Here is a 26,141-nt window from a genome sequence, read left to right on the forward strand (position 1 = left end):
TTCGGTCGGATCCGAGTAAACCATTCATGCGGCGAGGTTGCTACGGCGGAGGCGCGACCGATACGCGGCTCGCGAGGAGAAGCGCGCCGAACGGACCCGCGTCACTTCCGGCCTCGAGGTCGACCTGAGGCCAGCGCAGCGACAGGATCGAGCCCGGCCGGGCGCCGGTGTAAAGCCAATCAGGACGTAGAGGGGAGATACAGGCGCACGTCGCCGCGGTTGGTGCGCGCGGCATTCAGCTGCATCGCGGCTTCATGGTGCGTCAGCCAGCGACCCTCCTCATCGGTACCGCTTTAGCAGTAATGCCGCGGCCAGCGCGAGGCCGATCCGGCCATCGGCGACGCCACTTTGCACCGGACTTACATCGGGCTATCAGAGCCGCGCTTTTTGCGCGCGGCCATCTTCGCAACGGCCCATTCGGCCTGGTGTGTTGCAGCGAGAGAAGGGGACTCACTCAAGGCTTCTCGCGCCGCGGTCAATAGGTCAGCATGCGCGGAGCCCAGACTGGGGCGCTCCAGGTACGCGTCCAAGGCGCTTCGGTGGACCAAGCTTGGCAGATCACTGAGGGAGACGACCGCGCGCTCCACTCTCGCCATTCGTTCATCGAAGGCCGCCAGTACTTCATCACGTGGGTCCTGACGTTTGCCGAGCTCGAACAACGCCTTGGATTGCGTCACCGGATTGCTGACCGAATAATCGGACTCCAACGTCCTCGCCGCAGCGTTCTCTAGCCGCGTCTTAGCGCAGACGATGCTGTTATAATCGCCCAAGTCGACAAAAATCGTACGCTGATCCTTATTGTCGAAGGGTAGAGCGACCTGTTCGGTGGTTATGTGAATGGTGGGAAGCTGCGCGCCGTGCCGAATGCCCAGTTCGTAAAATGCATTCGGATTAAACCCCGATAAATCGGCGACCACCAACGGTGCTTCGAGCACGTCCTTGATGAGTGCCGCCGTGATTGAGCCGGGCTCCGCGTCGTCATCGGCTCGCTTGATCGGATCGAAGCCCAAGGGTGCCAACACTGGCCGAAGAACGAGCTCGAGAAGTAAATCCGCCTTTTTGCGGGTTTCGCTTCCCGCTTCGCCAATCGGACCAATGACGAAGCACCAATTATTGGACACGGCTCGACCCTCCTAACCTGCAGTTCTCTTGTGCCCGGAATAATGTGCCGCGCAAGCCTCCTGCCTTCGGAGCACAACGACTGAGCCTCAAAGCCGCAGAAAACCGCGCTAGCCGCAAACCTGTCGGAAGAAACAGGCCGAGAACAAGCACGGAAACGAGCAGATTTGCGCCGGACTCCGAAATGGGACGCGCGATTCGTGCGTTACTCGCACATAACTTGCACGCTGGCCGTCTCGGCCCGCGTGATTTGTCACTAAGTTGTTGAAGGCTGGCGCACCCGACAGGATTCGAACCTGTGGCCTCTGCCTTCGGAGGGCAGCGCTCTATCCAGCTGAGCTACGGGTGCCTTGGAAGCCGCGCCTAGCAAAGCAGAACGGAGCGCGCCAGCCGTTTCCTCGTCGGCGCGTTGCCGGCTTCACTGGCTGGAACCTCGAGTGCCGGGCTTGCGCGCGGACGGCGCGGGGGTCTTGGGCTTGAACGCGCAAAGATCGGCGACGACGCAACGCCAGCATTCGGGCGTCCGTGCCTTGCAGGTGTAGCGGCCGTGCAGGATCAGCCAGTGATGCGCGTGGAGCCGGAAGGGCTGGGGCACGCGCTTTTCGAGCTTGCGCTCCACATCGAGCGGCGTCTTCCCGCGCGCCAGCCCGGTGCGGTTGCCGACGCGGAAGATGTGGGTGTCGACCGCGAAAGTCTCCTGCCCGAAGGCGCTGTTGAGCACGACATTGGCGGTCTTGCGGCCGACCCCGGGCAGCGCCTCCAGCGCCTCGCGGTCGGCGGGAACCTCGCCATCATGCTGCTCGATCAGCGCGCGGCTGAGCGCGAGGACGTTCTTCGCCTTGGTGTTGTAGAAGTTGATCGTGCGCAGCCGCTCCTTGAGCGTCTCCTCGCCGAGCGCGAGCATCTTCTCGGGCGTGTCGGCCTCGGCGAACAGTTTCCGCGTCGCCTTGTTGACCCCGACATCGGTCATCTGCGCCGAGAGCACCACCGCGACGAGCAACGTGAACGGGTTCGAATATTCGAGCTCGGTCTCCGGGTGCGGATTGTCCGCCGCCAGCCGCGCGAAGAATTCGACGATCTCCGCCTTGTTCAAATGCCGAGCACCTGGTCCATCGTGTAGCGGCCCGGCTGCTGGTTCCTGAGCCAGAGCGCCGCCTGGACCGCGCCGCGCGCGAAGATCGCGCGATCGTCGGCGCGGTGGGTGAGTTCGATACGCTCGCCCGCGGTGGCGAAGATCACGCTATGGTCGCCGACCACCGATCCGCCGCGCAGCGAGGCCATGCCGATCGTGCCCTCGGCGCGCGGGCCGGTGAGCCCGGCGCGATCGGTCACGCCGGCTTCGGCGAGCGTGGTGCCGAGGCCGTGCGCGGCGGCATTGCCGAGCATCAGCGCAGTGCCTGAGGGTGCATCGGCCTTGTTGCGATGGTGCGTCTCGACGATCTCGATGTCCCAATCGGGCCCGAGCCGTGCCGCGGCTTCGCGTACCAGCCGGGCGAGCAGGCCCACGCCCATCGAAGTGTTGCCGGTCTGCAGCACCGGGATTTCGGCAGCGGCGGCGTCGATCAGCGCGTGATGGTGCGCGCCAAGACCGGTGGTGCCGATCATGATCGGCGTCCAGGCGGCACGCGCGGCGCCGAGATGTGCCTCGAGCGCGGCCGGCGCGGAGAAATCGACCAGCACATCGGCCTTGCGCGCGAGATCGGCGGGATTGTCGCCGACGTCCGAACCGCCCGCCAGTTGCGCGCCGAGGCTTGGGGCGACCGCGGCGATCGCCTGCCCCATCCGGCCCATGCTCCCGAAGATTCCGATGCTCGTCATGCCGTCTGCTGTGGCACAATCGGGGGCAGCGCGACAGGGGCTATTTCTTGCCCTTGCCCAGCGGAATGCGGAATCGCACCATCGCGGCGGGGCCGCCGGCGCCCGGAAGCGTGCGCTGCTCCGCTTCGACCGAAACTTCGCCGGGTCCCAGTCGGGTGGCTGCGCGCACCGGCTGCTCGACAAAGCGGGGCCCGATTTTGGGCAGCCGATACCGGTTCGGATCATTCTCGCCGCAGACCACGATCTCGTCGGGATCGGTGCCGCAGCTTCGTGCTTCGCTTTTGACGATGTCGAGATCCTCGCCGCCGGGGACGAGGGTCGGGCGGTCCTGCGCGGCCATGGCGAACAGCATCAGCGTTGCGAATCCGGCCAAGGCGTTCCTCCCGCCGCGCGAACACAATCGAACATTGCGGCAGCGGCAAGGCCGGCTTTGACCCGCTCCCTCACCGCTGCAGCATCGCCACCAGCGCATCCGCCGCCGCGCGGACCTGGTCCCACACCGCGTCGAAATCCGCGTCCCCGCCATAATAGGGATCGTGCACCGCCTGCCCCGCGCGGCCGGGCACGTGGTCCATCAGCAGCGCGATCCGCGCGCTGCTCCGCGCCGGCGCCATCGCGCGCAGGTCGCGCAGATTCTGCGGATCGAGCGCGAGGATGTAATCGAAGCCGGTAAAGTCCGCATCGCGCACCGCCCGCGCGCGCAGGCCCGAAATGTCGATCCCGTGGCGGAGCGCCACTGCCCGGCTGCGCGGATCGGGTGCATGGCCCGCGTGCCATCCGCCGGTCCCCGCCGAATCCGCCACCGCCTCCAGCCCCGCGCGCGCCGCCGCATCGCGAAACGCCGCCTCGGCCAAAGGCGAACGGCAGATATTGCCGAGGCACACGAACAACAAAGACGGCGGACGCAGCGGAAATCCCCTCTTTCGTAAACGCGGTATGCTCGCTAGCCTGTACGAAAGACATATAAGGGAGAGAGTGGATGGCCAGTTCGAACGCGGCCGAAGCCGATCGCAAGGCGGGGCCCTATGCCTGGTATGTTCTGGTCATCCTGTTTTTCGTCTATGCGCTGAACTTCATCGATCGCCAGATCCTGACGATCCTCGCTCCGCATATCCGCCGCGATCTCGGGCTCAGCCACGCCGATATCGGCTTTCTCTACGGCACGGCGTTCGGCGTGTTCTACGCCCTGTTCGGCATCCCGCTCGGCCGCCTTGCCGACAGCTGGCACCGCGTCCGTCTGATGACGGTCGGCCTCGCTTTGTGGTCGACGATGACGGCGGTCTCGGGCCTGTCGCGCAGCGGCTTCCAGCTCGCCGCCGCCCGCATCGGCGTCGGCGTGGGCGAGGCGACTGCAAGCCCCTCGGCCTATTCGCTGATCTCGGACTGGTTCCCCAAGCGCCAGCGCGCCACCGCGCTCGCAATCTATTCGGCCGGCATCTATTTCGGCGGCGGCTTCTCGCTGTTCCTCGGCGGCGCGATCGTCGACTGGTGGAATGCGGCCTACCCCGTCGACCCGCCCTTCGGGCTGGTCGGCTGGCAGGCGGCGTTCATGGCGGTGGGCCTGCCCGGCCTCGTCCTCGCGCTCCTGGTGCTGACCTTGCGCGAGCCGATGCGGGGCCAGTCCGAAGGGCTGACGGCGGCGCCGCACCCCGCGCCGTTCAAGAGCTTCCTCGAGGATCTGCTGACGATCATCCCGCCGCTCACCTTGCTCGGCGCCGCCCGCAACGGCGCCAATGCGCTGCTTCGCAACCTCGTCATGCTCGCGCTCGTCGCCGCCGCGATCTACGCTTTGGTCCGGCTCGGCGAGCCGCTGCCGCAATGGCTCGCGGTCGGGATCGGCGTCTATGCGGTCTACAGCTGGTCGGCCGCGCTCCGCCACCGCGACGCGCCCACCTCCAGGTTGATCCTCGGCACCCCGGCCTTCCTCGCGGTCGTGCTGGCCTACGGCCTCAACGCCTTCCTCGCTTACGCCGTCGCCGGTCTCGCCCCCAGCTATGCCGTGCAGGTCTTCGGCATCACCAGCCGCGAGGCCGGGCTGTGGATCGGCGGCCCCGCTATCCTCGGCGGGTTCCTGGGCGTGACTCTGGGTGGGATCGCAGCCGATCGCCTGCGCCGCCGCTGGGCCTCGGGGCGGATCATGGTGATCCTGTTCGGCAGCCTCGCGCCGATCCCCTCGCTGATCATCGCCTTCACTACTGCCGACAAGGCGCTGTTCTACGCGATGCTGCCGCTCACCCAGATATTCTCGAGCTGCGCCCTGGGCGCAGCAGCCGCCGCGACGCAGGACCTCGTCCTCCCCGCATGCGCGGCACCGCCACCGCGGCCTTCTTCATCGGCACCACCCTGATCGGTCTCGCAATGGGCCCCTATCTGGCCGGCCGCGTCGCCGATCTGACCGGCAGCCTGTCGACCGGAATCCTCTCGCTGCTGGTCACGTTGCCGCTGGCGGTGGCCGCCGCGATCACTGCCCTCCGCCTCGTTCCCGCCGCCGAGGCGAGCCGCGAAGCGCGGGCAAGGGAAGCGGGCGAGCCGCTCTAGCCCCGCACACGCAGCCGCAGCCGCGCCATCATCATCCGCACATTCTCCAGCGGCCGCTCGAGCGCCTCGGCAATGTCCTCGGGCAAGCCACCCAGTTCGAGGCGGCTCCGCAGCTCGGTGATGTGGCTCTGGGTCCAGCGCTGATGTGCAATCATCCCGCGCCTATGCACCATACCAGGCGGCGAGGCGCGTTCAATCGGCGCGCAGGGCGGAACGGCGGCTTCCGACGGGAGAGAAGTGAACGCCGATACGTCCTGGACGGACCCGCATTTCCCGTCTTGCGCCGCCTCCGCCGACGCGACATTCTCGCATCCGGGGAGAAGATTCATGGCGAAATACATGCGATGCGCGGGCTTGCTGCTGGCGGCCGCGATGCTGGCCGTGCCGGTCGTCGCGCAGGCCCAGCGGTCGCGCACGATCGAGGTTCCGGCAGGCACGAAATGGCGGCACGCCGGCACCGGCATCATCGTCCCGCAATCGCTGGCGGGACTTCCCGGACCGGCATCACCGACAGCACTGCCGACGAAACCGACATCTTCCTCCAGTTCGGCGATCCGGAAACCACGTCGCTCACGGTGTATCTCTTCCGCCCCACGCTCGCCGACGTGCCCGTCTGGTTCGATCGGGTCGAGCCGCAGATCCTCGGCCGGGACGTCTATGGCAAGGCGACTCCGAACAGCGACCCGGTCGCCTTCGCCCCGCCGGGCGGCGGCACCACTGCCGGCGCGCTCCGCCGCGTCTATGTCCCGGGCAAGCGCCCCTATACCGCCACCGGCGCGGCGATGCTGCCGCTCGGCGAATGGCTGGTCGCGGCGCGGTTGAGCTCGACCACGCTCGATCCCGCCGCGCTCGATGCCAGGCTACTCGAAGCGGTCACCGGCCTCGGCTGGCCGGCGCCTGCCGCGGACGCGAAGCCGGTGCCCGCCGCGGCGCCGATCCAGCCTTGCGCCACGCCGCTGGGCTTCTCGAAAAAGGCGAAGCTCAAGAAACCCGATATGAGCACCTCGCTGCTCGGCGCGCTGGTGGCGATGGCGGCGCAGGATCCCGGCATCAAGAAGACCTGGTCGAGGGGCCGACCGGCTTCTGCCGCGAAGGCGCGCCCGCGCTCGAATCGGCAACCTATCGGGCGCTGAACGGCAGCGAAGGCTATACGATCGCGATGGGCGATGCCGGGCGGACGATCAGCGTCTATCGCGAAGTGAAGCTCGACAAAGGCGAGCCGGGCTATGCGGTGGCGCTCAACGACCTGTCGGTCACCTATGTCTTCCCGTCGTTCGACAAGCTGCCCGCGCCCGACAAGGTGATCGAGATGATCCGGAAGACAGCTCCGATCTCGTCCAACGCCCGCGGCTCGAAGGCCCTGAACATCAACCTGAAATAGGCGCCGCAGTCACCGCTCAGCGCTCGCCAACCGCCACCACGAACCGTGCATGGTCCGCGCGGTCGGAGCGCGCGCCCGGGCTGGTCGCGGAGACTTGCCCGCTCGCCGGATCGACGGTCAGATAGCGGTTGGTCGCCAGCGACATCAGCATCGGCTCGCCATAGATCGTTTCCATCCACTGGAAGGTCTCGCCGACGCCTGCTTCGCCCGGCTTGACCCATGCGTCGCCGGTCGCGTTGATCGAGAGGTGCCCGCCGCCGAGCGCCAGCGCCACGCGCCCGGCTCCCATGCCGACGATCCGGAACCGCGCCGCCTCACCGCCGTCCTGCGCCAGAATTGAAGTCTCGTGCTCGGCCAGCGCCAGTTTCGTGCCCTGCAGCGTCAGCGTCACGGTCTTGTCCAGCGGGATCGGATGCATCAGCCCCTTCGCATTGGGCTCGGCCACCGTGAAACTGTCGAAATCGGCATAGCCCCCGCGCGTCCCGCCGCGTTGAACGCGAACAGCGCGTAGCGGATGCCCTGGAAGGTCTTGAGCTGGAACGCCATCGCGAACGGCTCGCCGATCGGCGTGAAGCTCCGCCCGTCGAGGCTGTAGGCGAAGCGCGCCTGCTCGGTCAGATAATCGGCATCCGCGCGCAGCCAGATCCGCTTGCCCGTGAACGGCACGCACACGCGCCTGTCGCCCAGCTGATCATGGAACTCGATCGCCAGCCCGCCACCTTCGCGCTTCACGCCGAGCGTCCGATACGGCAGCCCGAGCAGCGCCAGCCCCGCGACATCGCCGTCGCGCAATCCCCCGGTCTCGAGCACCGCCGTCGGCACCGAGCGCGGCCCGATCGCCCGCTGGGTCAGCGAATTGTGCGCCGCCATGAAATCCGTGGCCGGCAGCGTGTGCAGCCGCAGATACCCGCGCCGCTCCTTCAGCGACCAGCGCGAATCGTCGGGCACATGGTTCCACTGCCACACCCGCCCCAGCGCCGGCCCTGAGAACGCATCGTCGCGCACATAAGGCGCGAACGGCTTCTGCTTCACGCCGGTCGCCGGCTTCAGCCATGTCCGCGGCGTCCGCCCCAGATTGCCCGGCAGCCCGAAATACGGCCAGCCGTCCTGCCACGTCACCGGCGACAGCCCGGTCAGCCGCCCCAGCGAATTGAAGTCGGTCATCAAGAAGCCCCAATACGCTCCTTGCGCCGTCTGGACCAACCCGCCCTGGTGGAGGACGTTGCGCCCCAGCGTCGTGGTCGGCGGCGCGATGTCGAACGGCGGTTTCGCCGCGCCGCGGTGGCGATAGCCGACCTCGCTCCCCAGCCCTCGTCGAGGCTGACCGCATGGTTCACTTCATAGGGTCCGTACGGCTTGTCGGCGCGCGCCATCGGCATGCGCATCCGCCCCGAATACCACGCGCTGGTGATGAAATAGCGCCCCTCGATCTTGTAGAGATGCGCGCCCTCGCCCATCCCCTGATCGGCGCGGATGATCACCCGCTCGCTCCCCGGCACCAGATCGTCGAGCGCCTGGTTGAGCTGCGCCATCCGCACTTCGCGATAGCCCCAGACGACATAGACCTTGCCGTCGTCGTCGAACAAAACGCCGAGGTCGTGGAGCGATCGCTTCATCGGCGTGCGCGTCCACGGCCCCGCCGGGTTGGTCGCGCGGAAGACCTGGGTGGTGTGCCCGTTGACGTTCGAGAAGATGTAGAACGTGCCGTCGTGATAGCGGAAGCTCGGCGCCCAGATCCCCTGCCCGTACATCTCCTTGCCGCCTTCGAGCCGCATGTCGGGGCCCAGATCCATCCGGTCGAAGGCGTAGCCGAGCAGCTCCCAGTTCACGAGATCGCGCGAATGGAGGATCGGCAGCCCCGGCATCGTGTGCATCGTGGTGCCGGTGAGATAATAGTCGTCGCCCACCCGGATCATGTCGGGGTCGGAGAACTCGTCGTAGAACAGGGGATTGGTGAAGGTGCCGTCGCCGCTGTCGGCGGTCCAGGTCCTGCCGGGCGTCTGCGCCGCCGCGGGCAAGCCGGCCAGGCACAGCAGCAATGCGATCCATAGCCGCGAAGCCCGAGCCATATTCCCCTCCTGCATGGTAGCACAGCGCTATTGAGGGTGCCGCGAAACTGTCAATCGAATTATCAGACTATTGGCAATCAAGGGGAGAGACACGATGTCCCAGCGTCTGACGCGCCGGCAGCTGATCGGCGGAGCCGCGGCGGCCGGCGGTCTTGCGAGCCTTCCCGGCCGTGCCGCGGCTCGCGCTCCGGCCTCGACATTGTTCCGCGAAGTCCTGCTCGTCGACGGCACCGGCGCCGCCCCGCGCCTGGCCGACGTGCTCGTCACCGGCGATCGGATTGCGCGGATTACTGCGCCCGCCACCGCGACGCGCGTCACCGCCACCCGCATCGTCGCGGGCGAGGGCCGCGTCCTCGCGCCCGGCTTCATCGACACCCACAGCCACGGCGATCCGCTCGACGATCTGTATGAGAGCTTCCTCGCAATGGGCGTCACCACGATCGTCCTGGGCCAGGACGGCAGCGGCCCGCGCATCGGCAAGGACCTCGACCTGCGCAGCTGGATGCACGCGGTCGATCGCGCCCGCATCGACGTCAACGTCGCCGCGCTCGCCAGCCACGGCACGCTCCGCCGCGCGGTCAAGATCCCCGACGCGGTCCGCCGCCCCGACGATGCTGCGCTCGCCCGCATGGCGGCCCAGCTCGAGGCCGAGCTCCGCGCCGGCGCGTTCGGCCTGTCCTATGGCCTCGAATATGTCCCCGGCATCTATTCGCAGACGCCGGAGCTGACCAATCTCGGCCGCGTCGTCGCGCGCCACGACGGGGTGGTGATGAGCCATATGCGATCGGAGAATGACGAGGAGATCGAAGCCTCGATCGACGAGCTGATCGCCTCCTCGCTCCCCGCCCGCCCGCACATCTCGCATCTGAAGGTCGTGTTCGGCAAAGGCGAGGCCCGCGCCCGCGCCCTGCTCGATTTCCTCGCCGCCAAGCGCGCGCAGGGCATCGGCCTCACTGCCGACGAATATCCCTATACCGCCGGCTATACCGGCATCGCGATCCTCTTCCCCGAATGGGCGCTGCCGCCCACCGATTATGCCGGAATCGTCGCGGCACGCCGGCAGGAATTGCGCGACTATCTCGAGAAGCGCATGCTCCGCCGCGGCGGTCCCGAGGCATTGCTGCTCGGCACCGCGCCCTATGCCGGCAAGACCCTCGCCCAGGCGGCGCAGGAGGCAGGCCTTCCCTTCCCCGATTTCCTCGTCAAGCTCGGCCCCCAGGCGGGGTCGGGTGCGCATTTCACGATGGACGAAGTGCTGCAGGACACGCTGATCGTCGATCCCCATGTCGCGATTTCGACCGATGGCGGCCCCGGCATGCGCCATCCCCGCGCCACCGGCACCTATGCCAAATGGATCGAGCAATATGTCGTCCGCGACAGGAAGCTCCCGATCGAGGAAGCGGTCCGCAAGGCGACCGGCTTCCCCGCCGCCATCCTCCGCCTCGCCGATCGCGGCGTGATCCGCGAAGGCGCGCAAGCCGATTGCATCCTGTTCGATCCCGCAAAGGTGAAGGCGCGCTCCACCTACGTGAATCCCTTCGCGATGGCCGAGGGCTTCGATCTGGTGATGGTCAACGGCCAGCCCGCGTTCGAAGGCGGCCAGCGCATCGCCACCGCTGGACGCCTGTTGCGGGCGCGTTAGGTGCCGCGCGTATCGAAGAACGCGAACACCTTGAGCGCCCGGAACAGTCCCTCGAAGACAGGCTTTTCGAGGCCGAAGACCGGGGATTCGAGCGCGCTCGCAATCGCCCGATGCTCGATCTGCGGCACCGCGCATAACGGGCTGGCCCGCACCATCCCGAGCAGATAGTCCCGATTCTCCTCGATGCCGCGCCGCGCGACGGCACCGAAGCTCTCCTTCTTGTAATCGGTCTCGTAGACCGGGTTGCCGAGCGCCCGGGTCAGCGCTTTTCGCAGCAATGTCCGGTCGCGCCGATATGCATAAGGCAGGCACGAGACGAAGCGCGCCAGGGACGTGTTGATATAGGGATAGACCGGCCAGAGCCCGAAGCGAAGGACGCGCTGCGATCGTGCCGCGGCGCTCTGCCAGCAGGAGGGCTGCAGCCACGACATGGGATAGTCGCTCGCGAGCAGGTGCGCCCGCTGCAGGCCCTCCTCCGAAAGGAACGGCGATGCCCCGTCCGGCTGCGCGCTTTCTTCCTCGCCTTCGTAGACGGTGTACAATTCGTCGCCCCCGAAGCCGGAGATGAGCGTGTCCATCCCGGCCGAACGCAGTGCGGCGAACAGGATTTCGAAGAGCTCCGGATAATTCTCGTCGTCCGGCAGCACGTTGAAGCCCAGCCGGCGGGCGGTGCCGGGCGCGAAGGGGCGAACCGGTCGGCGGGCACGACCAGATCGTCGAAACCGGCGCGGTCGATGATGAGGCGGCGGCGCGCGTCCTGCGCGCGGCCCATGTCGCCGCGAAAGCGTGCCCCGGCACTCAGCAGGGTGCCTCCGATCGCCTCGGCGGCGGCGAGCGCGGTGAGCGCCGAATCCATCCCGCCGCTCACTTCGACCGCTACGTTCGCGGACGACAGCGGCCGCGCCGCGATTATCGCCGAGACGGTGTCGAACAATGCCGTTTCCAGATCGGCTCCCTGCACGATCTCCTGCGGTCCTTCATACGCGATGGCCGCCGGATAGCGCACCTCCAGGCCCGCCGGGCTGACGGTGATCGTGGAATCGGCCGTCACGCGGTGCAGGCCCTCGACCACGGTGCGCGTGTCGTAGACCGATCGCCCGGCAATCTGGGCAAGCACGATATCGAGCGCCGGGCGGACCGATATCCTGCCGAGCAGGCGGGCATAGTCCCAGTCGATCAGGACCGTGCCGCCGCTGGCGTGGACATAAGCAGGCACCGACACGAGCGGCGAAGCGCTGTACCGGACGAGCGATCCACGCCGATCGAGGAGCAGGACGGCGAAATCGAGCGGATAGTCGCGCATCGCCGCAAGCGCGGCGTCGATCTCCGCATCCTCTGCCTGACGATATTCGCCCGACGCCGCTTCGCCGTCACAGGAGCGTTCGGACGCGAGGACGACCACGCGGCCGGGGCTGGCCAGCACGCGCCAAACTACCATCCGATGATCGAGCGGGCGGACGAACGAGCTGCCAAAAACAAGCGCCCCGTCTGCGATCTCGCAGGGGGCGCTTAGGTCACGAAAGTCGAGATCGGCCTGGAACATGCCGACCGAGCCCGTTTGTCTGTATCAGCCGCGGGACCCGAAAACGGCGTCTTCACCTTCGAAGACCTTGGCCGGGATCGGACGCGCGTTCGAACGAACGCCGCCACGGGCCAGCATCTGATCCAGATTGTTCAGGCGGACGCGCAGCTCATTGGACTTGACGGGAACATTCATGACTTTCTCCAATCGCTAGACGCCGGTTCCTCACATCTTTCGGCGCAAGTCAAAGGCTGAGCCGCACGGAACAGGGGCGCAAGGAGAAGAAGTCGAAGCGTTCCTTTTTGTAGACCAGTTGCCCAGTCAGGCATTCCGCCAAAATTTATTCTCGTCCGAGCTGCTTACCGTTGTTTAGTGTGGGATCAGCGCCTTGTCCTCAGCTTCACTGACCGTTGCGCATGTCTTTGTCGCTGAGTTTCGCGTCGCCGCCCCGCAACCGCTGAATCTTGGTGATTTTTCCGTCAGCCACGTCGTAAGCAACCGCGTCATAGGACCAGCAGCAGTCTGGAGGGGGCGTTCGGCCCCAGCTCGCGAGAGAACTGAAATACTCGATGAACAACAGTCGCCCGGTCGAGGAATAGCCGGATACCATTTTAAATTGGACACCCGGCGCCACGAGTTTCTTTCCGAATGAAGCCATCCATTCACGTTTGCTGGAGGCAACCCGCCGCCCTTCCTCATATACCTGAAGATCGTCAGCCAGCAGGCCAGCATAGGCGACGGCGTCTTTTCGCAATAAGGCATTTGCCAGTTTGGTGCCCAGATCCGATTGACCGGGCAGCGAGGGCGGTGGTGGAACCTGCGCATGAGCAGTGGTCGCTCCTGCCGAGGCTACAGAAACGATCGCGGCCAGACAGAGCGTTCGCGCATATTCACGTACAGCAATTAGTCTGTTACGAGGCATAAAAGAACCCTCCGAAGCATGATGGAAAAGAGCAGATACGCCATTCTGTCCGAACAGCGTATCATTCGCGTTCAGCAAACCTGATAACCGTATGTCGGCGTGAACCCGCTTGCAGATCTATTCATTAATGCCTGGATGGCTCGGCCAACCGTATTGGCGCGTGCCTCGTTCTCCTTGAATTGATCGCTGTTAGGGTACTGTGCGACTTGCTGCTCGTAGGTGAGCCCTGCACCGGCGCCAGTAACATATGCCTCCCATAGCTGCTTGTTGTAGGTTTGCATTGCGTTCAGAGTATGAGCTATTTCATGCGCGACCAAATAGGAGATGCCGTTCGGTAAACTTGCACCTGCATAGGCCTTAACCGCTGTCGCATTGAGACTCACCGGAACACTGTTTCCGTCAGTCGTCCCATGGTAGTTGGCGCCTGCTCGGCCCTCCCCAAAATTCTGGGTCGTGATCGAGAATTTGAGGTTATTGATAATGCTATAGAGTTCCCGCCCTGTCACGTTTCCAATGCAGGGGATGCTATGCGTCCCAGTCAGAATCGGAATGGCTGCTCCCGTGTGATATAGGGCTATAAGTTCCTGTTTGAACTTTTGAGCTACAACCACGATTTCATCGTCTGACGCAGCCGGTTCAACTGTCACGCTCGCATTCGCTTTAGCCTGAGATCTCTGTGCGAACTGGAGTGCACCACCGTCGGTAGACGGACCGGGGGTCGGATTGGTTTGATTGCCGATTGTGACCACATCGGGCTTTGCAATTACAATGATTTCGTTCGAATCTGGCATTTTCATGTTCTCCTCAAGGTTCGCACCGATCTGATGCGGAACGTCTACGGGCCTCGATTCGTGTAGGAACGCTTTTGTTCACTATATGTTCCACAGAAAGCATCGCCTAGTTAGGCGTGTATGATAATAAGTGGCAATAGCAATCCGCCGCGAGAAATTCGGGTATCGCACGATTTTTCGGATTTTTACCCACCCGAATGGCTAAAAAGCCACGTTTTATCAAAGATTTGTGAGCCGATCACTGACACCCAACACAGAATATCGCCAAGAACACCAACGCGCGCGAGGCCGACCTGTGGATAACTTTCGGGACGGGAGCTGAACGAAGAAGAAGCGCAACCTGGGTCTTGGGGAGGACAACGGTTGCTCCGGGTATTGTACCAGCATCGACAGAATGCCCCATTCCAGAGAGTGCCCGAGGGGCTCAGCCGCCTCGCAGATTCACCCCTCACCCCGCCTTGCAAAGCCGGTCGGTCGCCAGCGCGATCCGCGATTCCGCGGTGGTCCGGTTCGAAGGGTCGTTCTCCACGCCGCGCGTCTCGGTGTTGAACGCCAGCAGGCTGCCGATCCCCTGATCGGGGCACAGGCTCAGATAGGCGCGGAAGCCGTTCTGGTCGCCATTATGGCCCACGATCCGCACGCCGTCGCTCCGGTCGAGGAAGAAGGAAAGCCCGCTCCACGTCGTCTTCGCCATCCGCCCCTGGGTGAAGTCCTCGCCCGCCGCGATCTGCGGCCGCCACATCTCCTCGAGCGACGCCCGCTTGAGCACCCCGTCATATTCCGCCGCGCGCCCCGGATCGCCGAGCAGGAACGCGACATATTTCGCCATGTCGGGCAAAGGCGCGTTGAGCCCGCCGTTCGACACCGTCACGCCGGTATCGACGTCGAACGGCGCGGCGGTCCGCTTGCCGCCGCGCACATAATAACTGTGCGACCGGTGCGGCTGCAGGAACGGCGGCGTGCGGTCGAAATAACTCGCATGCATGCCGAGCGGGCGCAGGATGTTCTTGTCGACATAGACTTCGAAATCCTCGCCCGAGAGCCGCTCGATAACCTGGCCGAGATAGACGATCCCCGGATTGGAATAGCTGAACCGGCTGCCCGGCCGGAACTTGACGTCGGTATAAGGCAGCATCGCCGCCAGCTGCGCCCAGCTCTTGGGCTCGAACGGCTGCCAGTCGCGATCGCGCCAGCGCCAGGTGCCGCCGCCGAAGCCGGCGCTGTGGCTCATCAGCTGGCGCAGCGTGATCGCGCCCGTGTCGCCGAACGGATTATGCACCGCCGCCAGCTCGGGCACGTAGCGGACGATCGGGTCGTCGAGCGTCAGCAGCCCGCGGTCGCGCAGCTGCAGGATCGCGATCCCGGTCATCGTCTTGGTGATCGACGCCCAGTGATAGATCGTCTGCGCGTCCACCGGCACATGCGCCTCGGCATCCTGCTCGCCGAGATGATCGGCGATGATCGTCCGCCCGCCGCGCACCACATAGAAGCTGCTCCCGACGATCCCCGCCTTGCGCATCTCGGCGCGGTGCAGCGCGCGGAACTCGGCCACTGCCTTGTCGAACGCCCGCTCGTCGGCCTTTGCCGGCCCCGCGGCCAGCGACGATGCGAGCAGCAGGCAGGCGGCGAGCCGGCGGAACATAGGCAACCTTCCTCAGGGGATGAGCGGTCGCCGATTGTGCGGGCTGGCGGGCGGCTGCGCAACCGGAATACCGGCGCCGACGGCCGCCCCCTGCCTCACATCGCCTGGAACACCCCGCAGGCGATCCGCCCGCCCGAATTGCCCGAGGGATCGGTCTTGTAGTCGTCGGGATCGGCGTGGATCACGATCGCCGCGCCGTCCTGGTCGAGCAATTGCTGATAGGTGCCGCCCGGCAGCGTGAAGATCGTCCGGTCGCGGCCGGTGCCGCCCTCGCCGATGTCGAGATTGGGCATGTCGCCGGCATGCGGCCCCGCGGGGTTCTCCTTGCCATGCTGGTGCGTGGTCGGGTTCCAGTGCGGCCCCGCGCTCGCGAAGCTGGGCCCTCGCACTTGCCGATCGCGTGGATATGCGTGCCGTGCGGCCCCGGCGGAAGCTTGCCCGCCTCGACCATCACCCGGATCGAACCGTCGACTTCCTCGGCGATCGCCGTGCCGATCGACTCGCCCGCGGCGTTCTTGATGTCGGCTTGCGCGCGATAATGCCCCGCCATGTAGCGGGCATTCTCCTGGGGCGTCGCGCACCCGCTCAGGCCCACCACTGCCGCAACCGCCACCATCGCACCGCGCTTCATGACTCACTCCTGCCGGTCATTGTCCGGCTCTAATGGACCCGCATCGCGCAGGTTCCAATCCCCTCAGCCGGTTCCCAGGCAATCTCCGTCGCGCTTACCGCTCACGCTGCCGATGCCGAGCACGATCTTGCCCCGCCGCGAGAAGGTCAGCGCCTGCCAGCGCCCGCTATTCCCCACTGCGGTGCGGCTGCGGATAAAGGTCAGGTGGAGCATCTCATATTGCTCGGGATCGATCATTCCCCTGTCGATCATGCAGCGCCACTGCGCGACGTTCCACGCATAATCGCGCGCCACCCCGTCCTGGTCGATGGTCCGGCTCAGTGCTTCATACCAGGCGAAGATCGCGCGCAGCCGGTCCCAGCGCTCGGCCTCGGGCATCGCCGCCAATTTGCCCCGCAGCCGCGCCAGGTCCTCGTCCGCCGGAAAGAAGCCCTGCTGAATTTTGGTGTCGATCGCCCAGCGCACTTTCCGCATCGTGATCGGCTGCCCCGCGAACACGCGGAGCAAGTCCGCCCGCACGTCCATCAGCAATGCGACATAAGCGTCGGTCTGCACCTGCAGCATCGCATCGCTCTCGAAGATCGCGGTCAATTCGGCGAGGATCACCGGGTTGAGCTTCCCGTCCGCGCCATGCGCCGCGAGGATCCCTTCCCGGCATTTGTCCTTCACCGGCACCTTCAGGCAGGCCTTCGAGAACAGCAATTTGCCGTATACCGGCGCCAGCATTTTGCGCGTCCGCCCGAACCTGCCGCCCAGCCGCTTCTTCCACGCCGCGAGCACCGGCTGCAGGCTGCCCGTGCCGTAATTCCACTGGCTCATCCCCACCGAGACGAGCTGGCTGTCGAAATTGCCCACCGGCATCGCCCAGCAGCCCATCGTCTCGGGGATCGCGGTCTCGGCCATCCGCTCGAAGATCGCCGCGCGGTCCAGCCCGATCTCCGCCAGCCGCGCCGCCGCCTCGGGATCGACTCGCAGAAACGCCTCCTCGCGCACCCGCCGGCACCCCGGCGCGGGCAGCGGCACCGGCGCAACCTGCGGCACCGCCTGGATCATCACGGCAAGCGCCAGCCCCAGCATCCCCATCCCCTCTCCCTCCGTTCGGCCCTGAGCAAGGCGTATCGGCGTTCAAATCCTCCCCGCCAGGGGAGGTGGCGCCGAAGGCGACGGAGGGGAAGTAAGCAGCGCACTTTCCAATCGAGCGCAGTGATTCCGCCCCTCCGTCACGCTATGCGTGCCACCTCCCCCTGGCGGGGGAGGATTTGAAAGCCTCGCTCGCCTGAATGCCACACACGCCAGCACCCCGCCCCTCAGCCGCCGGACCCCGGCGTCCCGCCCCAGCACGCCTGCCAGCGCGCCCAGTCCTGCGCCTGCGCCGTCTCGGCTTCGTTCGCCAGCCTCCGCTTCGCCGCGGCGATCGCCTTGGCCAGAGCGGCGTTGGTCTCCTCGCGCGTCGCCACCGGCTTGCGGAAGACCTTCCCGCCCCGCGCCTGCGCCGGATTCGCCGCACCGGCCCTTGCTCCGCCCGCCGCCGCATCGCGCTGCCCGCGCAGCACCAGCGTGCGCAGCAGCGATTCCGAGAAGCGCCAGCGGTGCCCCACGATCTGTCCGCCGTGCACGATCGGCTCTTCCCAGCCATGCACCGCGCGCTCGAACGCGACTTGCTCCACCGTCACTGCCTGGGTTTCGAGCGCAATGTCCCAGTCCTTGGCGAACCGCGCGCATTGCTCGCGCAGCCGATAGGCCGAAGTCGACGAGATCCGCGCCCGCGCACAGGCATCGCGGACGCTCCCGGTCTCGGAAAGCGCGCGCAGGAACAGCTTCCGCCGCGCCTCGCCCCAGCCGTCGCGCCGCTGCCGCAGGTCGCCCAGCGGCTCCTCGGCCGGCGCCCGCGCCGCCTTGCCCTGCTCGGCGATCCACGCCGTCTGCTGCTCGGCGAGCACCGCCGCCCAGCGCGCCGCGAAGTCCGGACAGCGCCGCCGCCGTCTATAGGCGACCGATTGCGACCGCCCGATCGCCGCCGCCGCATCGCGCACTCGCCCGGTGAAGCGCAGCGCGAGCAGGAACGCCTGCTCGGTATCCACGCTCCACCGCGCGAACGGCTTGGGCGCGGTCCGCGGCGCCCAATGCGGCGGCGACATATCGGTCATCGAAGCGGCTCCCCATCTCAGCGAGCCGAACCAGTTATCGCATCTTTTCCAACATTGAAAGAACCAAATAGGAACAAACCATCACGCCGGCGCAGCTTCCTGCTCCGCCGCCGCGGCCGCCGTGGCAGCCGCGACTGCCTCGCCGACCCCGCTCACGCCCAGCACCAAAGGCAGCAGCGGCGGCTGGATCCAGCTCTGCACTTCGGCCGGGTCGAACAATGCGGTCACCCCGAATTCCTCGTTATAGGCCACGGTGTGCTGGAACAGTATCTCCTTCGCCAGCGTCGCGCTGTCGGTGATCTGGCCATATTGGCGCGCGCCGGTGAACAGCGCATTGTTGTTGGTGGCGACATAGGGATTGGACGATCCGCCCGCGAAGGTCTCCGCCATCGTGCGCAGCGCCGCCACCTCCCCGCTCATCTTGACGCCGGTATAATACATCGCCGTCGTCCACGAGAAGATCCCGGTGGTGACCTGCGCCAGCCCCGGCCCGGTGCTCGCGCCGGCCCAGGCATTGGGCACCAGGTCGTGCGCATTATACTGGTTGGCGTTCCACATCTGATAGCCGCTGCCCGAAACGACCGGATAGGCGGCATTGAACGCAGTCGCGAACGCCGCGTCCGCCGTGGTCGGCCCCGCGGTCGGAAAGGTATAGACGTTCTGCCAGCCGCTGCCCGACGTGCCGTTCGGATAGAGCGTGTAGGCGAGCAGGGGCGTCAGCCCGCCGCCCAGGCTGTGCCCGCAGAACACCAGATCGTCGGACGCATTCGCCGTGCCGCTCAGGAAATCCTGCAGCGATGTCCCGCCCGCCTGGAGGCCCAGCAGCGCCTGCAGCCCGGCGAAATTGCCGACCGTGACGTTCCCCGCATTGGTCCCCGGCACCGGCACCATGTAGAGCGGCACCGCGGCGAGATCCTCGAAGAACACATTGTACGGCGAATGCGGATTGGTCGCCGAGACCGGCACGACATAGACGTTCTGGCTGCTGTTGTAGCAGACCGCCGCGGCCTGATCGGAAAAGTCGCTGAACGGCGCCTGCCACATGGCCGGGCCCCACACGATCTGCCAGTCGTCGCCATTGGTGAAGTCGGGATTGGTGATCAGGGCCTGCAATTCGCCCTGCAGATAGGTCGCCAGCGTCGCCGCATCGCCCGTCTGCGTCGCCGCCGCGCAAATTTCGATGGCCAGACAATATACTTGCTGCTGAATGGTCGTGCAAACAGACATCGCCATACTCCTTCGGTTGGGAACGAAGAGACGCAGGGAATTCTATTGAATACCTGCAAGGAGTCCAGACGATATCTTGCCTAACCGCCATCTCACCATTTCTTCAAGGTGCGCGATTGTTTAATTTACATGAAACCACGGTTTAATTTACATGAAACCGCCGGGTACTCTCCGACATGCCCGATTGAAGGTCACTGGCGACGGCTTCACCGGCATCAAGGTCAACCGCTACCCGGCCGGCGAGGGCCGCACCCTCGAGGTCAAGGACTATACCGGCTATGTCGATAACCCCTCGGCCCAGGGGCGGCGGGACATGGAGATGATCGTGAAGGCGTGCCGGGGGTGACCCCAGACTCCCTCCCTGCAAGGGAGGGGCAGGAGGTGGGTGCGCGCGTCTGCGCGCCCAAAAGAATCGTCAGACCCACGCTTCGCCCGACCCTTACAGGCAAGCGAATGGCTGGAGCCAATACGCCCCACCCGAAAATTCCTCCCCAAGCCAAGCGTGAACGGGAGAGTTACCGCACAATCACATGCGCATCGATCGCCGCCAGATACTCCTCTTCGGAAATCTGGTGATCCACCACGGCGATCATCAGCTCGGCCAGTTCGAGGTCGTCGGGATCGCGGAAAGTGTAGCCGTTGATCCAGAGGAACCGAAACAGCGCCGCCTGCGCCGTCCGCTTGTTGCCTTGGCGAAAACAGTGATTCTGCGCGACCGACACGGCAAGCGCCACGCCTAGCCGCACCACGTCCTCGTCCTTTTCGTAGTGCCGTATCTGCCGGGGCCGATGCACCGAGCTGTCGAGCAGCCCGGCATCGATCAGCCCGAAAGGCTCGCCGCTATCCTCGACCGCGAGCCGATTGAACTCGATCAGCTCGTCAGCTTCGATCCAGCTCGGCGCGCTCACTCAGCGAGCTTGGCCATCACTTTCGGATAAAGCTCTTTGGCCTGCTCCAGCGCAGCCGCCGGATCGAACTTCTCGCCCGTCGGGCGCGCCTTGCGAACAGGGCGCTGATCGGGCTTGCGCAACGCAACCATGCTGTCCTCCTGCTCAATCGCATATGGATATCGGTAGTATCAGGGGTTGAGTCAATGTGAGGTGAACGGTCCGCCTGCTGCATGCCACGAGCAACGGCCATACCAATCTGATTGGCATCTAATCCACTCAGGGGAGTCTGCAAATAATTGCCCCTGCTCAGGAAATCGCAAAAGACCCTTGGCATCTTCCGAAACCATCCCATCAGCTATGCCCTTCATCAATACATAAGGAAGCATCGCAGGATCTCTGAAACGGTATCGATAGCCCCGCTCTTCACCCTTCCTCTGCAGGATCGATCCACGCTTTTCCGTAATGAAATCTGCGAGATGATTGCGGTATTGCGCGATCGTCATTGGCTTTCCACGGATCTTTTCGAAGGGTGTCAGAACTGCCGCAGGGGCAAAATAGCCTGCATCATCAGCAGGCGCCAATGCACAAGAAAGAAGTATTTCTTTAAATAAACTTCCTGGCTGATTGCTATAAATAGCTCTTTCATATCCAACTCGGAGAGATTCTAGGGAACCCCTAAGAACTTCCTCAATGGAATAGTCGACATCCTCTTCATTTATACGCCTTCTCAAGTCGCTTACAGCTCGTCCCGCCGCGTGCTTACCTAAGCGGTGCACATATGTTGGCAGGCCTCGCGCCAAGATAATAATCTTCCATCGAGCGTCTGGCTCTATGTTCAAACCCAATGCCTTCAAACGGGTGTCAATAATCTCACCAAGTTCATCGCGAGACATTCTCGGCATGGGCACTTCTTCAGTGCAGCGCTGTATGGATTCATGTCCAGCGAATAATTGCGAAACACTGTCGCCGACACCAACAATAACTATAGTAGCCGGAACGCCATCGTCTGACAAAGCTTTAATAGTATTCGCGAACAATTTGGCGGTCTCGCCCGCATCCTCTATTTCATTAAATTCATCTACAACGAAAATGGGGATATCATTTGCTGAAAATGTTTTCATTTCACGCAAAATATCGTCCGGTTCAAGCTCGCGACCAGTATAAACATCATTTAACGATGCTACGCGCTGCTCGCCATCTTCAACATGAGTGAATTGCATGTCTTTGAAGAATTTTCGCCAGATCGTTTCGTAAGTGTCCCCTGGGGCGCATGCCTTGCGGGCATGAACTACCGTTTGACGTCCAGCGGGGACGAATAACGCCAGAACCTGAGAGAGCGAGGTTTTGCCTACACCACGCTCTCCGTAGAGAATGGCATGTCGTCCGGGTTCAGCGACCGCATTGAGCAGCTGACCGATCTGCCTCCTTCTTCCAGCAAATAGGTCAGCCAATCTGATGGGCGTTGATGGGGTGAAAAGTTGCCCGATCTCAAAGAGAAGCGAAGGGACATCGTCGCTCGTCAATCTCGGCAAGGGCGCAGGCTTTATACTCATACTCAAACTGATATCACTAAACCCGATAGTGATACAACTTCGGCCGATACTAAAACCCTTTTTGGTTGAAAGCAGGGCATTTTTGACGTCATGAATGCTTGCCGATCATAGCCTTGTGGCGTGAGGATGGCTCACTGTCGGACATCAATGTGCTGTTGCTCGACAGACGCTTCCCCTCCCGCCCCCTCCGCGCTAAGGCCCGGCCCGAATCTCGCATTCGCAGCACCCTCCGGCGCGCCCGCGCGTTCCTCCCAAGGATCGCGTCCCCCGAGCGCCCGGGCCGGACAGTAGAAAGGATCCCGCGCCCCATGACCGCCATCGGCAACGATACGCTCGGCACTCGCGACACGCTCACCGTCGGCACCGCCACCTACAGCTTCTATTCGCTGCCCAAGGCCGCGAAGAAGCTCGGCGACATCAGCCGCCTGCCGTTCAGCATGAAGGTGCTGCTCGAGAACATGCTGCGCTTCGAGGACGGCAAGACCGTCACGAAGGACGATGCCCAGGCGATCGTCGACTGGCAGAAGGATGCCCGCTCGAACCGCGAGATCCAGTATCGCCCGGCGCGCGTGCTGATGCAGGATTTCACCGGCGTGCCCTGCGTGGTCGATCTGGCGGCGATGCGCGACGCGATCACCAAGCTGGGCGGCGATGCGGCCAAGATCAATCCGCAGGTCCCCGTCCATCTCGTCATCGATCACTCGGTGATGGTCGACGAGTTCGGCACCCCGCAGTCGTTCGGCCAGAATGTCGAGCTCGAATACGAGCGCAACCTCGAGCGCTACGAGTTCCTGAAATGGGGCTCGAAGGCGCTCGACAATTTCCAGGTCGTGCCCCCGGGCACCGGCATCTGCCACCAGGTCAATCTCGAATATATCGCCCGCTCGGTCTGGTCGTCGCAGGCGCCGGACGGCTCCACGATCGCCTATCCCGACACGCTCGTCGGCACCGACAGCCACACCACGATGGTCAACGGCCTCGGCGTGCTCGGCTGGGGCGTCGGCGGGATCGAGGCGGAGGCGGCGATGCTCGGCCAGCCGGTGTCGATGCTGATCCCCGAAGTCGTCGGCTTCAAGCTGACCGGCGCGCTGGGCGAGGGCATCACCGCCACCGATCTGGTGCTCACCGTCACCCAGATGCTGCGCGCCAAGGGCGTGGTCGGCCGCTTCGTCGAATTCTTCGGCCCCGGTCTCCACTCGATGACGCTGGCGGACCGCGCGACGATCGCCAACATGGCCCCTGAATATGGCGCGACCTGCGGCTTCTTCCCGATCGACGAGAAGACCATGGACTATATGCGCCTCACCGGCCGTCCGGACGAGACGATCGCTCTGGTCGAGGCCTATGCCAGGGCGCAGGGCATGTGGCACGATTTGGACAGCCCCGAGCCGATCTTCACCGACAGCCTCGAGCTCGACATGTCGAGCGTCCGCCCGTCGCTCGCCGGCCCCAAGCGCCCGCAGGACCGGGTGAGCCTCGACGCCGTCGACGAAGTGTTCAACGCCGACCTTCAGAAGGTCTATCACAAGGACCGTCCCGAGCGCGTCGCGGTCGAGGGTGCCGAGCATGACATCGGCGACGGCGACGTGGTGATCGCCGCGATCACCAGCTGCACCAACACCTCGAACCCCTCGGTGCTGATCGCCGCCGGCCTCGTCGCCCGGAAAGCGCGGGCGCTGGGCCTGACGCGGAAACCCTGGGTCAAGACTTCGCTCGCCCCCGGCAGCCAGGTCGTGACGGACTATCTCAACAAGGCCGGCCTCAGCGAGGATCTCGACGCGATCGGCTTCAACCTCGTCGGCTATGGCTGCACGACCTGCATCGGCAATTCGGGCCCGCTGGCCGAGCCGATCAGCGCCGCGATCAACGGCAACGACATCGTCGCCGCCTCGGTCCTGTCGGGCAACCGCAATTTCGAGGGTCGCGTGAGCCCCGACGTCCGCGCCAACTTCCTCGCCTCGCCCCCGCTCGTCGTCGCTTATGCCCTCAAGGGCACCGTGACGGAGGACATGTACGAGACGCCGATCGGCGAGGGGACCAACGGTCCGGTCTTCCTGAAGGACATCTGGCCCTCGAACGAGGAGATCGCCGGGCTGATCGCTGCCAACATCGACGATGAAATGTTCCGTACCCGATATTCGAATGTCTATCTGGGCGATCGTCACTGGCAGGGCATCACCGTCGCCGGTTCGGACACCTATTCCTGGCGCGCCGGCAGCACCTACATCCATAATCCGCCTTATTTCGAGGGGCTTACGATGACCCCGGCACCGGTGCAGGACATCATCGAGGCCAAGCCGCTGGCGATCCTCGGCGATTCGATCACCACCGATCACATTTCGCCCGCGGGCAGCATCAAGGCGGACAGCCCGGCCGGAAGTTTCCTTCAGGAACATCAGGTTAGCCGGAAGGACTTCAACAGCTACGGCGCCCGCCGCGGCAATGACGAAGTGATGGTCCGCGGCACCTTCGCCAATATCCGCATCAAGAACGAAATGGTCCCCGGCATCGAAGGCGGCATGACCAAGTATCACGATCAGGTTATGCCGATCTACGACGCCGCGATGCGCCACAAGGCCGACGGCACGCCGCTGGTGATCGTCGCCGGCAAGGAATACGGCACCGGCTCGTCGCGTGACTGGGCGGCGAAGGGCACCAACCTGCTCGGCGTCCGCGCAGTCATCACCGAAAGCTTCGAGCGCATCCACCGCTCGAACCTGGTGGGCATGGGCGTGGTCCCGCTCCAGTTCGCCGAGGGCGTCACCCGCGAGACGCTGCGGCTCGACGGTTCGGAGACCTTCACGATCACCGGCGTCGCCAGCCTGCGCCCACGTCAGGACGTCGAAGTCACGCTCACCCGCAAGGACGGCAAGACCGAGACCTTCCAGACCCGCTGCCGCATCGATACGGTCAACGAGCTCGAATATTTCCTCAACGGCGGCATCCTGCAATACGTGCTGCGCAACCTCGCGGCGTAAGCCGTTCGGAACAGACAAAAGGCCGCGGCGGAGCGATCCGCCGCGGCCTTTTGCTGCGCCTATGCCGCGAGTGCCACGCCGCGGGAAATTTCGGGCTTGCAATGTAGGATTTCGCATGGAACAAACCAGAAACATCGTTTCCGGTTTGAACAGCACTGACACACCGTGCGGAAATTTTTTCGGCGAAGGAAGAAAAAACGAAGCGGCTTATTCCTGGATGCCGAGCAATTCGATCTTGAACAGCAGGGTCGCGCCGCCCGGGATCGGGCCCTTGCTCACCGGGCCATATGCCAGGTCGGACGGCGTGGCGATTTCGATCGTGTCGCCCACGCCCATCATCGGCACGGCCAGCTGCCACGCCGGGATCAGCGCGCCGAGCGGGAAGGTCGCCGGTTCGCCGCGGGTGTAGGAGCTGTCGAACTCGGTCCCGTCGACCAGCGTGCCGGCATAATGGATCCTGACCGTGTCGCGCACGGTCGGATGCTTGCCCGATCCGTCGCCCTTGATCCGCCGCCAGCGCAGTCCGCCCTGAAGCGACTGCCACCCGTCGCTGCCCTTCAATTGCGCGAGCGCCAGCATCTGGCGGTTGTGCCACGCGGTATCCTGCGAATGGTCTTCGCCGCCGGCCTGCATCGCCACTGCCGCAGTGCCGAGCAGCACCACCGCGAGCCCGACACCGACGAGTTTCGCGTTCTTCAAGCCAATCACTCCTGTCCCCGAGACGTTACGAGGCAGCGCCATAGCGTGGCGAAGGGCTAGTTGAACAGCGCGAGCACGACGGCCTTGCCGCGCTTGTCGGCGCCGCGGCCCAGGAACAGATTGATCGCGCCCTTCGCCGGATGCGCCACGGTATAGGTCCGCTGGCCCGCGGGCGCGAGGCGCGTGTCCATCTCGAACCAGGCAGTGAAGGGCTGCAGGCGCGCCAGCCCCGCCGGCCGCTTCGGATCGAATGCCGGCCGCTCGACCGCGGCGAGCTTCGCCACCGCCTTGCCTGCCTCGCCGCCGATCAGGAAGCTCGCGCCCACCAGGCTCTCCCATTCGGCGACTTCGCTGCGGGTCGCAGTCGGCGCCGTGGTGCCCCCGGATGTCGCCAGCGACGTGCGCGTAAGCTGTGCCGCGGCAAGTGGCCCCATGCACGCGGCAGCGGCGGTGCCGCCCAGAACGAACGCGCGCCGCGAACTACGACTCGTGGTTTCCATGATTTTCACCCCCGGTTACGCGAAGCGTACTCCAGTGGATTGCAACGCGCCAGAAACATATCCGATATGGAG

29 protein-coding genes, 1 tRNA gene and 1 pseudogene are annotated in these 26,141 nt (G+C 64.8%); 7 read left to right on the top strand and 24 right to left on the bottom strand.

Annotation, left to right across the window (positions count from 1 at the left end; genetic code table 11):
• Positions 1-359: 359 nt before the first annotated feature.
• The 6 genes from PIB19_RS14005 to PIB19_RS14030 all read right to left on the bottom strand — a co-directional run bounded on the left by PIB19_RS14005 (position 360) and on the right by PIB19_RS14030 (position 3,845).
• Positions 360-1,121 (bottom strand): hypothetical protein, encoded by a 762-nt coding sequence (locus tag PIB19_RS14005; RefSeq protein ID WP_271237860.1) that lies wholly within the window; start codon positions 1,119-1,121, stop codon positions 360-362.
• 270 nt (positions 1,122-1,391) lie between these two features.
• Positions 1,392-1,468: transfer RNA gene (locus tag PIB19_RS14010), tRNA-Arg, on the bottom strand.
• Positions 1,469-1,537: 69 nt separating this feature from the next.
• On the bottom strand, positions 1,538-2,212 hold the full coding sequence (gene nth / locus PIB19_RS14015) for an endonuclease III (RefSeq protein WP_271237861.1): 675 nt from the start codon (positions 2,210-2,212) through the stop codon (positions 1,538-1,540).
• Positions 2,209-2,937, bottom strand: coding sequence for a 4-hydroxy-tetrahydrodipicolinate reductase (gene dapB / locus PIB19_RS14020; protein WP_271237862.1), 729 nt, complete (start codon positions 2,935-2,937; stop codon positions 2,209-2,211). Before dapB ends, nth begins: the two co-directional genes overlap by 4 nt.
• Before the next feature lie 40 nt (positions 2,938-2,977).
• Positions 2,978-3,310, bottom strand: coding sequence for a hypothetical protein (locus PIB19_RS14025; protein ID WP_271237863.1), 333 nt, complete (start codon positions 3,308-3,310; stop codon positions 2,978-2,980).
• 70 nt (positions 3,311-3,380) lie between these two features.
• Positions 3,381-3,845 carry a low molecular weight protein-tyrosine-phosphatase gene (locus PIB19_RS14030; protein WP_271240990.1) on the bottom strand — a complete coding sequence of 155 codons (465 nt, stop codon included), beginning with the start codon at positions 3,843-3,845 and terminating at the stop codon, positions 3,381-3,383.
• Between the two features lie 71 nt (positions 3,846-3,916).
• Between PIB19_RS14030 and PIB19_RS14035 the strand changes: the two are divergent.
• Positions 3,917-5,475 (top strand): annotated as a pseudogene (locus PIB19_RS14035) (MFS transporter).
• Here the strand turns inward: PIB19_RS14035 and PIB19_RS14040 are convergent.
• Entirely contained in the window at positions 5,472-5,942 is a 471-nt protein-coding gene (locus PIB19_RS14040; RefSeq protein WP_271237864.1) for a hypothetical protein, read from the bottom strand. The pseudogene PIB19_RS14035 and the gene PIB19_RS14040 sit on opposite strands and share 4 nt — an antisense overlap.
• Here PIB19_RS14040 and PIB19_RS14045 point away from each other — a divergent pair.
• Together PIB19_RS14045 and PIB19_RS14050 are read left to right on the top strand one after the other, a co-directional pair.
• On the top strand, positions 5,916-6,608 hold the full coding sequence (locus PIB19_RS14045) for a hypothetical protein (RefSeq protein WP_271237865.1): 693 nt from the start codon (positions 5,916-5,918) through the stop codon (positions 6,606-6,608). The two genes, PIB19_RS14040 and PIB19_RS14045, sit on opposite strands and share 27 nt — an antisense overlap.
• Before the next feature lie 26 nt (positions 6,609-6,634).
• Positions 6,635-6,856, top strand: coding sequence for a hypothetical protein (locus PIB19_RS14050; protein WP_271237866.1), 222 nt, complete (start codon positions 6,635-6,637; stop codon positions 6,854-6,856).
• Between the two features lie 16 nt (positions 6,857-6,872).
• Here the strand turns inward: PIB19_RS14050 and PIB19_RS14055 are convergent, their stop codons facing one another.
• Genes PIB19_RS14055 through PIB19_RS14065 form a run of 3 tightly spaced genes read right to left on the bottom strand, consistent with a single transcriptional unit; the run spans position 6,873 to position 8,925 of the window.
• A complete protein-coding gene (locus PIB19_RS14055; protein WP_271237867.1) occupies positions 6,873-7,301 on the bottom strand; it encodes a hypothetical protein in 429 nt (142 codons plus the stop codon).
• On the bottom strand, positions 7,274-8,020 hold the full coding sequence (locus tag PIB19_RS14060; RefSeq protein ID WP_271237868.1) for a hypothetical protein: 747 nt from the start codon (positions 8,018-8,020) through the stop codon (positions 7,274-7,276). Before PIB19_RS14060 ends, PIB19_RS14055 begins: the two co-directional genes overlap by 28 nt.
• Positions 8,020-8,925, bottom strand: coding sequence for a glycoside hydrolase 43 family protein (locus PIB19_RS14065; protein ID WP_271237869.1), 906 nt, complete (start codon positions 8,923-8,925; stop codon positions 8,020-8,022). The genes PIB19_RS14060 and PIB19_RS14065 overlap by 1 nt, the downstream gene beginning before the upstream one ends.
• Before the next feature lie 94 nt (positions 8,926-9,019).
• Between PIB19_RS14065 and PIB19_RS14070 the strand changes: the two genes are divergently transcribed.
• Positions 9,020-10,567, top strand: coding sequence for an N-acyl-D-amino-acid deacylase family protein (locus PIB19_RS14070; protein ID WP_271237870.1), 1,548 nt, complete (start codon positions 9,020-9,022; stop codon positions 10,565-10,567).
• Here PIB19_RS14070 and PIB19_RS14075 read toward each other — a convergent pair.
• A complete protein-coding gene (locus tag PIB19_RS14075) occupies positions 10,564-11,214 on the bottom strand; it encodes a hypothetical protein (RefSeq protein WP_271237871.1) in 651 nt (216 codons plus the stop codon). The two genes, PIB19_RS14070 and PIB19_RS14075, sit on opposite strands and share 4 nt — an antisense overlap.
• Positions 11,215-11,621: 407 nt before the next feature.
• Between PIB19_RS14075 and PIB19_RS14080 the strand changes: the two genes are divergently transcribed.
• Positions 11,622-12,080, top strand: coding sequence for a hypothetical protein (locus tag PIB19_RS14080; RefSeq protein ID WP_271237872.1), 459 nt, complete (start codon positions 11,622-11,624; stop codon positions 12,078-12,080).
• 54 nt (positions 12,081-12,134) lie between these two features.
• On the opposite strand, the gene PIB19_RS14085 is transcribed toward PIB19_RS14080, so the two are convergent.
• From PIB19_RS14085 to PIB19_RS14120, 8 genes are all read right to left on the bottom strand, one after another.
• Complete coding sequence (locus PIB19_RS14085) at positions 12,135-12,284, bottom strand: hypothetical protein (RefSeq protein ID WP_271237873.1); 150 nt, start codon at positions 12,282-12,284, stop codon at positions 12,135-12,137.
• 205 nt (positions 12,285-12,489) lie between these two features.
• Complete coding sequence (locus tag PIB19_RS14090; RefSeq protein WP_271237874.1) at positions 12,490-13,089, bottom strand: hypothetical protein; 600 nt, start codon at positions 13,087-13,089, stop codon at positions 12,490-12,492.
• The gene (locus tag PIB19_RS14095) at positions 13,083-13,802 is read right to left on the bottom strand and encodes a hypothetical protein (RefSeq protein ID WP_271237875.1); all 720 of its coding nucleotides are present in this window, start codon (positions 13,800-13,802) and stop codon (positions 13,083-13,085) included. Before PIB19_RS14095 ends, PIB19_RS14090 begins: the two co-directional genes overlap by 7 nt.
• Before the next feature lie 448 nt (positions 13,803-14,250).
• Complete coding sequence (locus PIB19_RS14100) at positions 14,251-15,444, bottom strand: serine hydrolase domain-containing protein (protein WP_271237876.1); 1,194 nt, start codon at positions 15,442-15,444, stop codon at positions 14,251-14,253.
• Positions 15,445-15,539: 95 nt separating this feature from the next.
• Complete coding sequence (locus tag PIB19_RS23100) at positions 15,540-15,833, bottom strand: superoxide dismutase family protein (RefSeq protein WP_336297148.1); 294 nt, start codon at positions 15,831-15,833, stop codon at positions 15,540-15,542.
• Positions 15,834-16,138: 305 nt separating this feature from the next.
• Positions 16,139-17,158, bottom strand: coding sequence for a hypothetical protein (locus PIB19_RS14110; RefSeq protein ID WP_271237877.1), 1,020 nt, complete (start codon positions 17,156-17,158; stop codon positions 16,139-16,141).
• Between the two features lie 224 nt (positions 17,159-17,382).
• Positions 17,383-18,222 (bottom strand): hypothetical protein, encoded by an 840-nt coding sequence (locus PIB19_RS14115; RefSeq protein WP_271237878.1) that lies wholly within the window; start codon positions 18,220-18,222, stop codon positions 17,383-17,385.
• 81 nt (positions 18,223-18,303) lie between these two features.
• Entirely contained in the window at positions 18,304-19,449 is a 1,146-nt protein-coding gene (locus PIB19_RS14120; RefSeq protein ID WP_271237879.1) for a lipase family protein, read from the bottom strand.
• Positions 19,450-19,633: 184 nt separating this feature from the next.
• On the opposite strand from PIB19_RS14120, the gene PIB19_RS14125 reads away from it, so the two are divergent.
• On the top strand, positions 19,634-19,795 hold the full coding sequence (locus tag PIB19_RS14125; RefSeq protein ID WP_271237880.1) for a hypothetical protein: 162 nt from the start codon (positions 19,634-19,636) through the stop codon (positions 19,793-19,795).
• 169 nt (positions 19,796-19,964) lie between these two features.
• On the opposite strand, the gene PIB19_RS14130 is transcribed toward PIB19_RS14125, so the two are convergent.
• From PIB19_RS14130 to PIB19_RS14140, 3 genes are read right to left on the bottom strand one after another with little or no spacing between them, the layout of a single operon-like run.
• A complete protein-coding gene (locus PIB19_RS14130; RefSeq protein ID WP_271237881.1) occupies positions 19,965-20,357 on the bottom strand; it encodes a type II toxin-antitoxin system death-on-curing family toxin in 393 nt (130 codons plus the stop codon).
• Positions 20,354-20,488, bottom strand: coding sequence for a hypothetical protein (locus tag PIB19_RS14135; RefSeq protein WP_271237882.1), 135 nt, complete (start codon positions 20,486-20,488; stop codon positions 20,354-20,356). Before PIB19_RS14135 ends, PIB19_RS14130 begins: the two co-directional genes overlap by 4 nt.
• Positions 20,489-20,539: 51 nt before the next feature.
• Positions 20,540-21,862 (bottom strand): nSTAND1 domain-containing NTPase, encoded by a 1,323-nt coding sequence (locus tag PIB19_RS14140; RefSeq protein WP_271237883.1) that lies wholly within the window; start codon positions 21,860-21,862, stop codon positions 20,540-20,542.
• Between the two features lie 338 nt (positions 21,863-22,200).
• On the opposite strand from PIB19_RS14140, the gene acnA reads away from it, so the two are divergent.
• The gene (gene acnA, locus PIB19_RS14145) at positions 22,201-24,870 is read left to right on the top strand and encodes an aconitate hydratase AcnA (RefSeq protein WP_271237884.1); all 2,670 of its coding nucleotides are present in this window, start codon (positions 22,201-22,203) and stop codon (positions 24,868-24,870) included.
• 207 nt (positions 24,871-25,077) lie between these two features.
• Here acnA and PIB19_RS14150 read toward each other — a convergent pair whose 3' ends face one another.
• The gene (locus PIB19_RS14150; RefSeq protein WP_336297149.1) at positions 25,078-25,569 is read right to left on the bottom strand and encodes an FKBP-type peptidyl-prolyl cis-trans isomerase; all 492 of its coding nucleotides are present in this window, start codon (positions 25,567-25,569) and stop codon (positions 25,078-25,080) included.
• 56 nt (positions 25,570-25,625) lie between these two features.
• Positions 25,626-26,069, bottom strand: coding sequence for a DUF6916 family protein (locus tag PIB19_RS14155; protein ID WP_271237885.1), 444 nt, complete (start codon positions 26,067-26,069; stop codon positions 25,626-25,628).
• Between the last annotated feature and the right edge of the window lie 72 nt (positions 26,070-26,141).

Origin of the sequence: Sphingomonas sp. 7/4-4 (assembly GCF_027941955.1) — a bacterium.
Classification (GTDB): Bacteria; Pseudomonadota; Alphaproteobacteria; order Sphingomonadales; family Sphingomonadaceae; genus Sphingomonas.

Coding starts and splice junctions, on each gene's coding strand:
- PIB19_RS14070 (WP_271237870.1), top strand. CDS start 9,020: ATGTCCCAGCGTCTGACGCGCCGGCAGCTGATCGGCGGAGCCGCGGCG.
- PIB19_RS14115 (WP_271237878.1), bottom strand. CDS start 18,222: ATGACCGATATGTCGCCGCCGCATTGGGCGCCGCGGACCGCGCCCAAG.
- PIB19_RS14085 (WP_271237873.1), bottom strand. CDS start 12,284: ATGAATGTTCCCGTCAAGTCCAATGAGCTGCGCGTCCGCCTGAACAAT.
- dapB (WP_271237862.1), bottom strand. CDS start 2,937: ATGACGAGCATCGGAATCTTCGGGAGCATGGGCCGGATGGGGCAGGCG.
- PIB19_RS14060 (WP_271237868.1), bottom strand. CDS start 8,020: ATGACCGACTTCAATTCGCTGGGGCGGCTGACCGGGCTGTCGCCGGTG.
- PIB19_RS14045 (WP_271237865.1), top strand. CDS start 5,916: ATGGCGGCACGCCGGCACCGGCATCATCGTCCCGCAATCGCTGGCGGG.
- PIB19_RS14095 (WP_271237875.1), bottom strand. CDS start 13,802: ATGCCAGATTCGAACGAAATCATTGTAATTGCAAAGCCCGATGTGGTC.
- PIB19_RS14040 (WP_271237864.1), bottom strand. CDS start 5,942: ATGATGCCGGTGCCGGCGTGCCGCCATTTCGTGCCTGCCGGAACCTCG.
- PIB19_RS14100 (WP_271237876.1), bottom strand. CDS start 15,444: ATGTTCCGCCGGCTCGCCGCCTGCCTGCTGCTCGCATCGTCGCTGGCC.
- PIB19_RS14135 (WP_271237882.1), bottom strand. CDS start 20,488: ATGGTTGCGTTGCGCAAGCCCGATCAGCGCCCTGTTCGCAAGGCGCGC.
- PIB19_RS14155 (WP_271237885.1), bottom strand. CDS start 26,069: ATGGAAACCACGAGTCGTAGTTCGCGGCGCGCGTTCGTTCTGGGCGGC.
- PIB19_RS14110 (WP_271237877.1), bottom strand. CDS start 17,158: ATGGGGATGCTGGGGCTGGCGCTTGCCGTGATGATCCAGGCGGTGCCG.
- PIB19_RS14120 (WP_271237879.1), bottom strand. CDS start 19,449: ATGTCTGTTTGCACGACCATTCAGCAGCAAGTATATTGTCTGGCCATC.
- PIB19_RS14065 (WP_271237869.1), bottom strand. CDS start 8,925: ATGGCTCGGGCTTCGCGGCTATGGATCGCATTGCTGCTGTGCCTGGCC.
- acnA (WP_271237884.1), top strand. CDS start 22,201: ATGACCGCCATCGGCAACGATACGCTCGGCACTCGCGACACGCTCACC.
- PIB19_RS14050 (WP_271237866.1), top strand. CDS start 6,635: ATGGGCGATGCCGGGCGGACGATCAGCGTCTATCGCGAAGTGAAGCTC.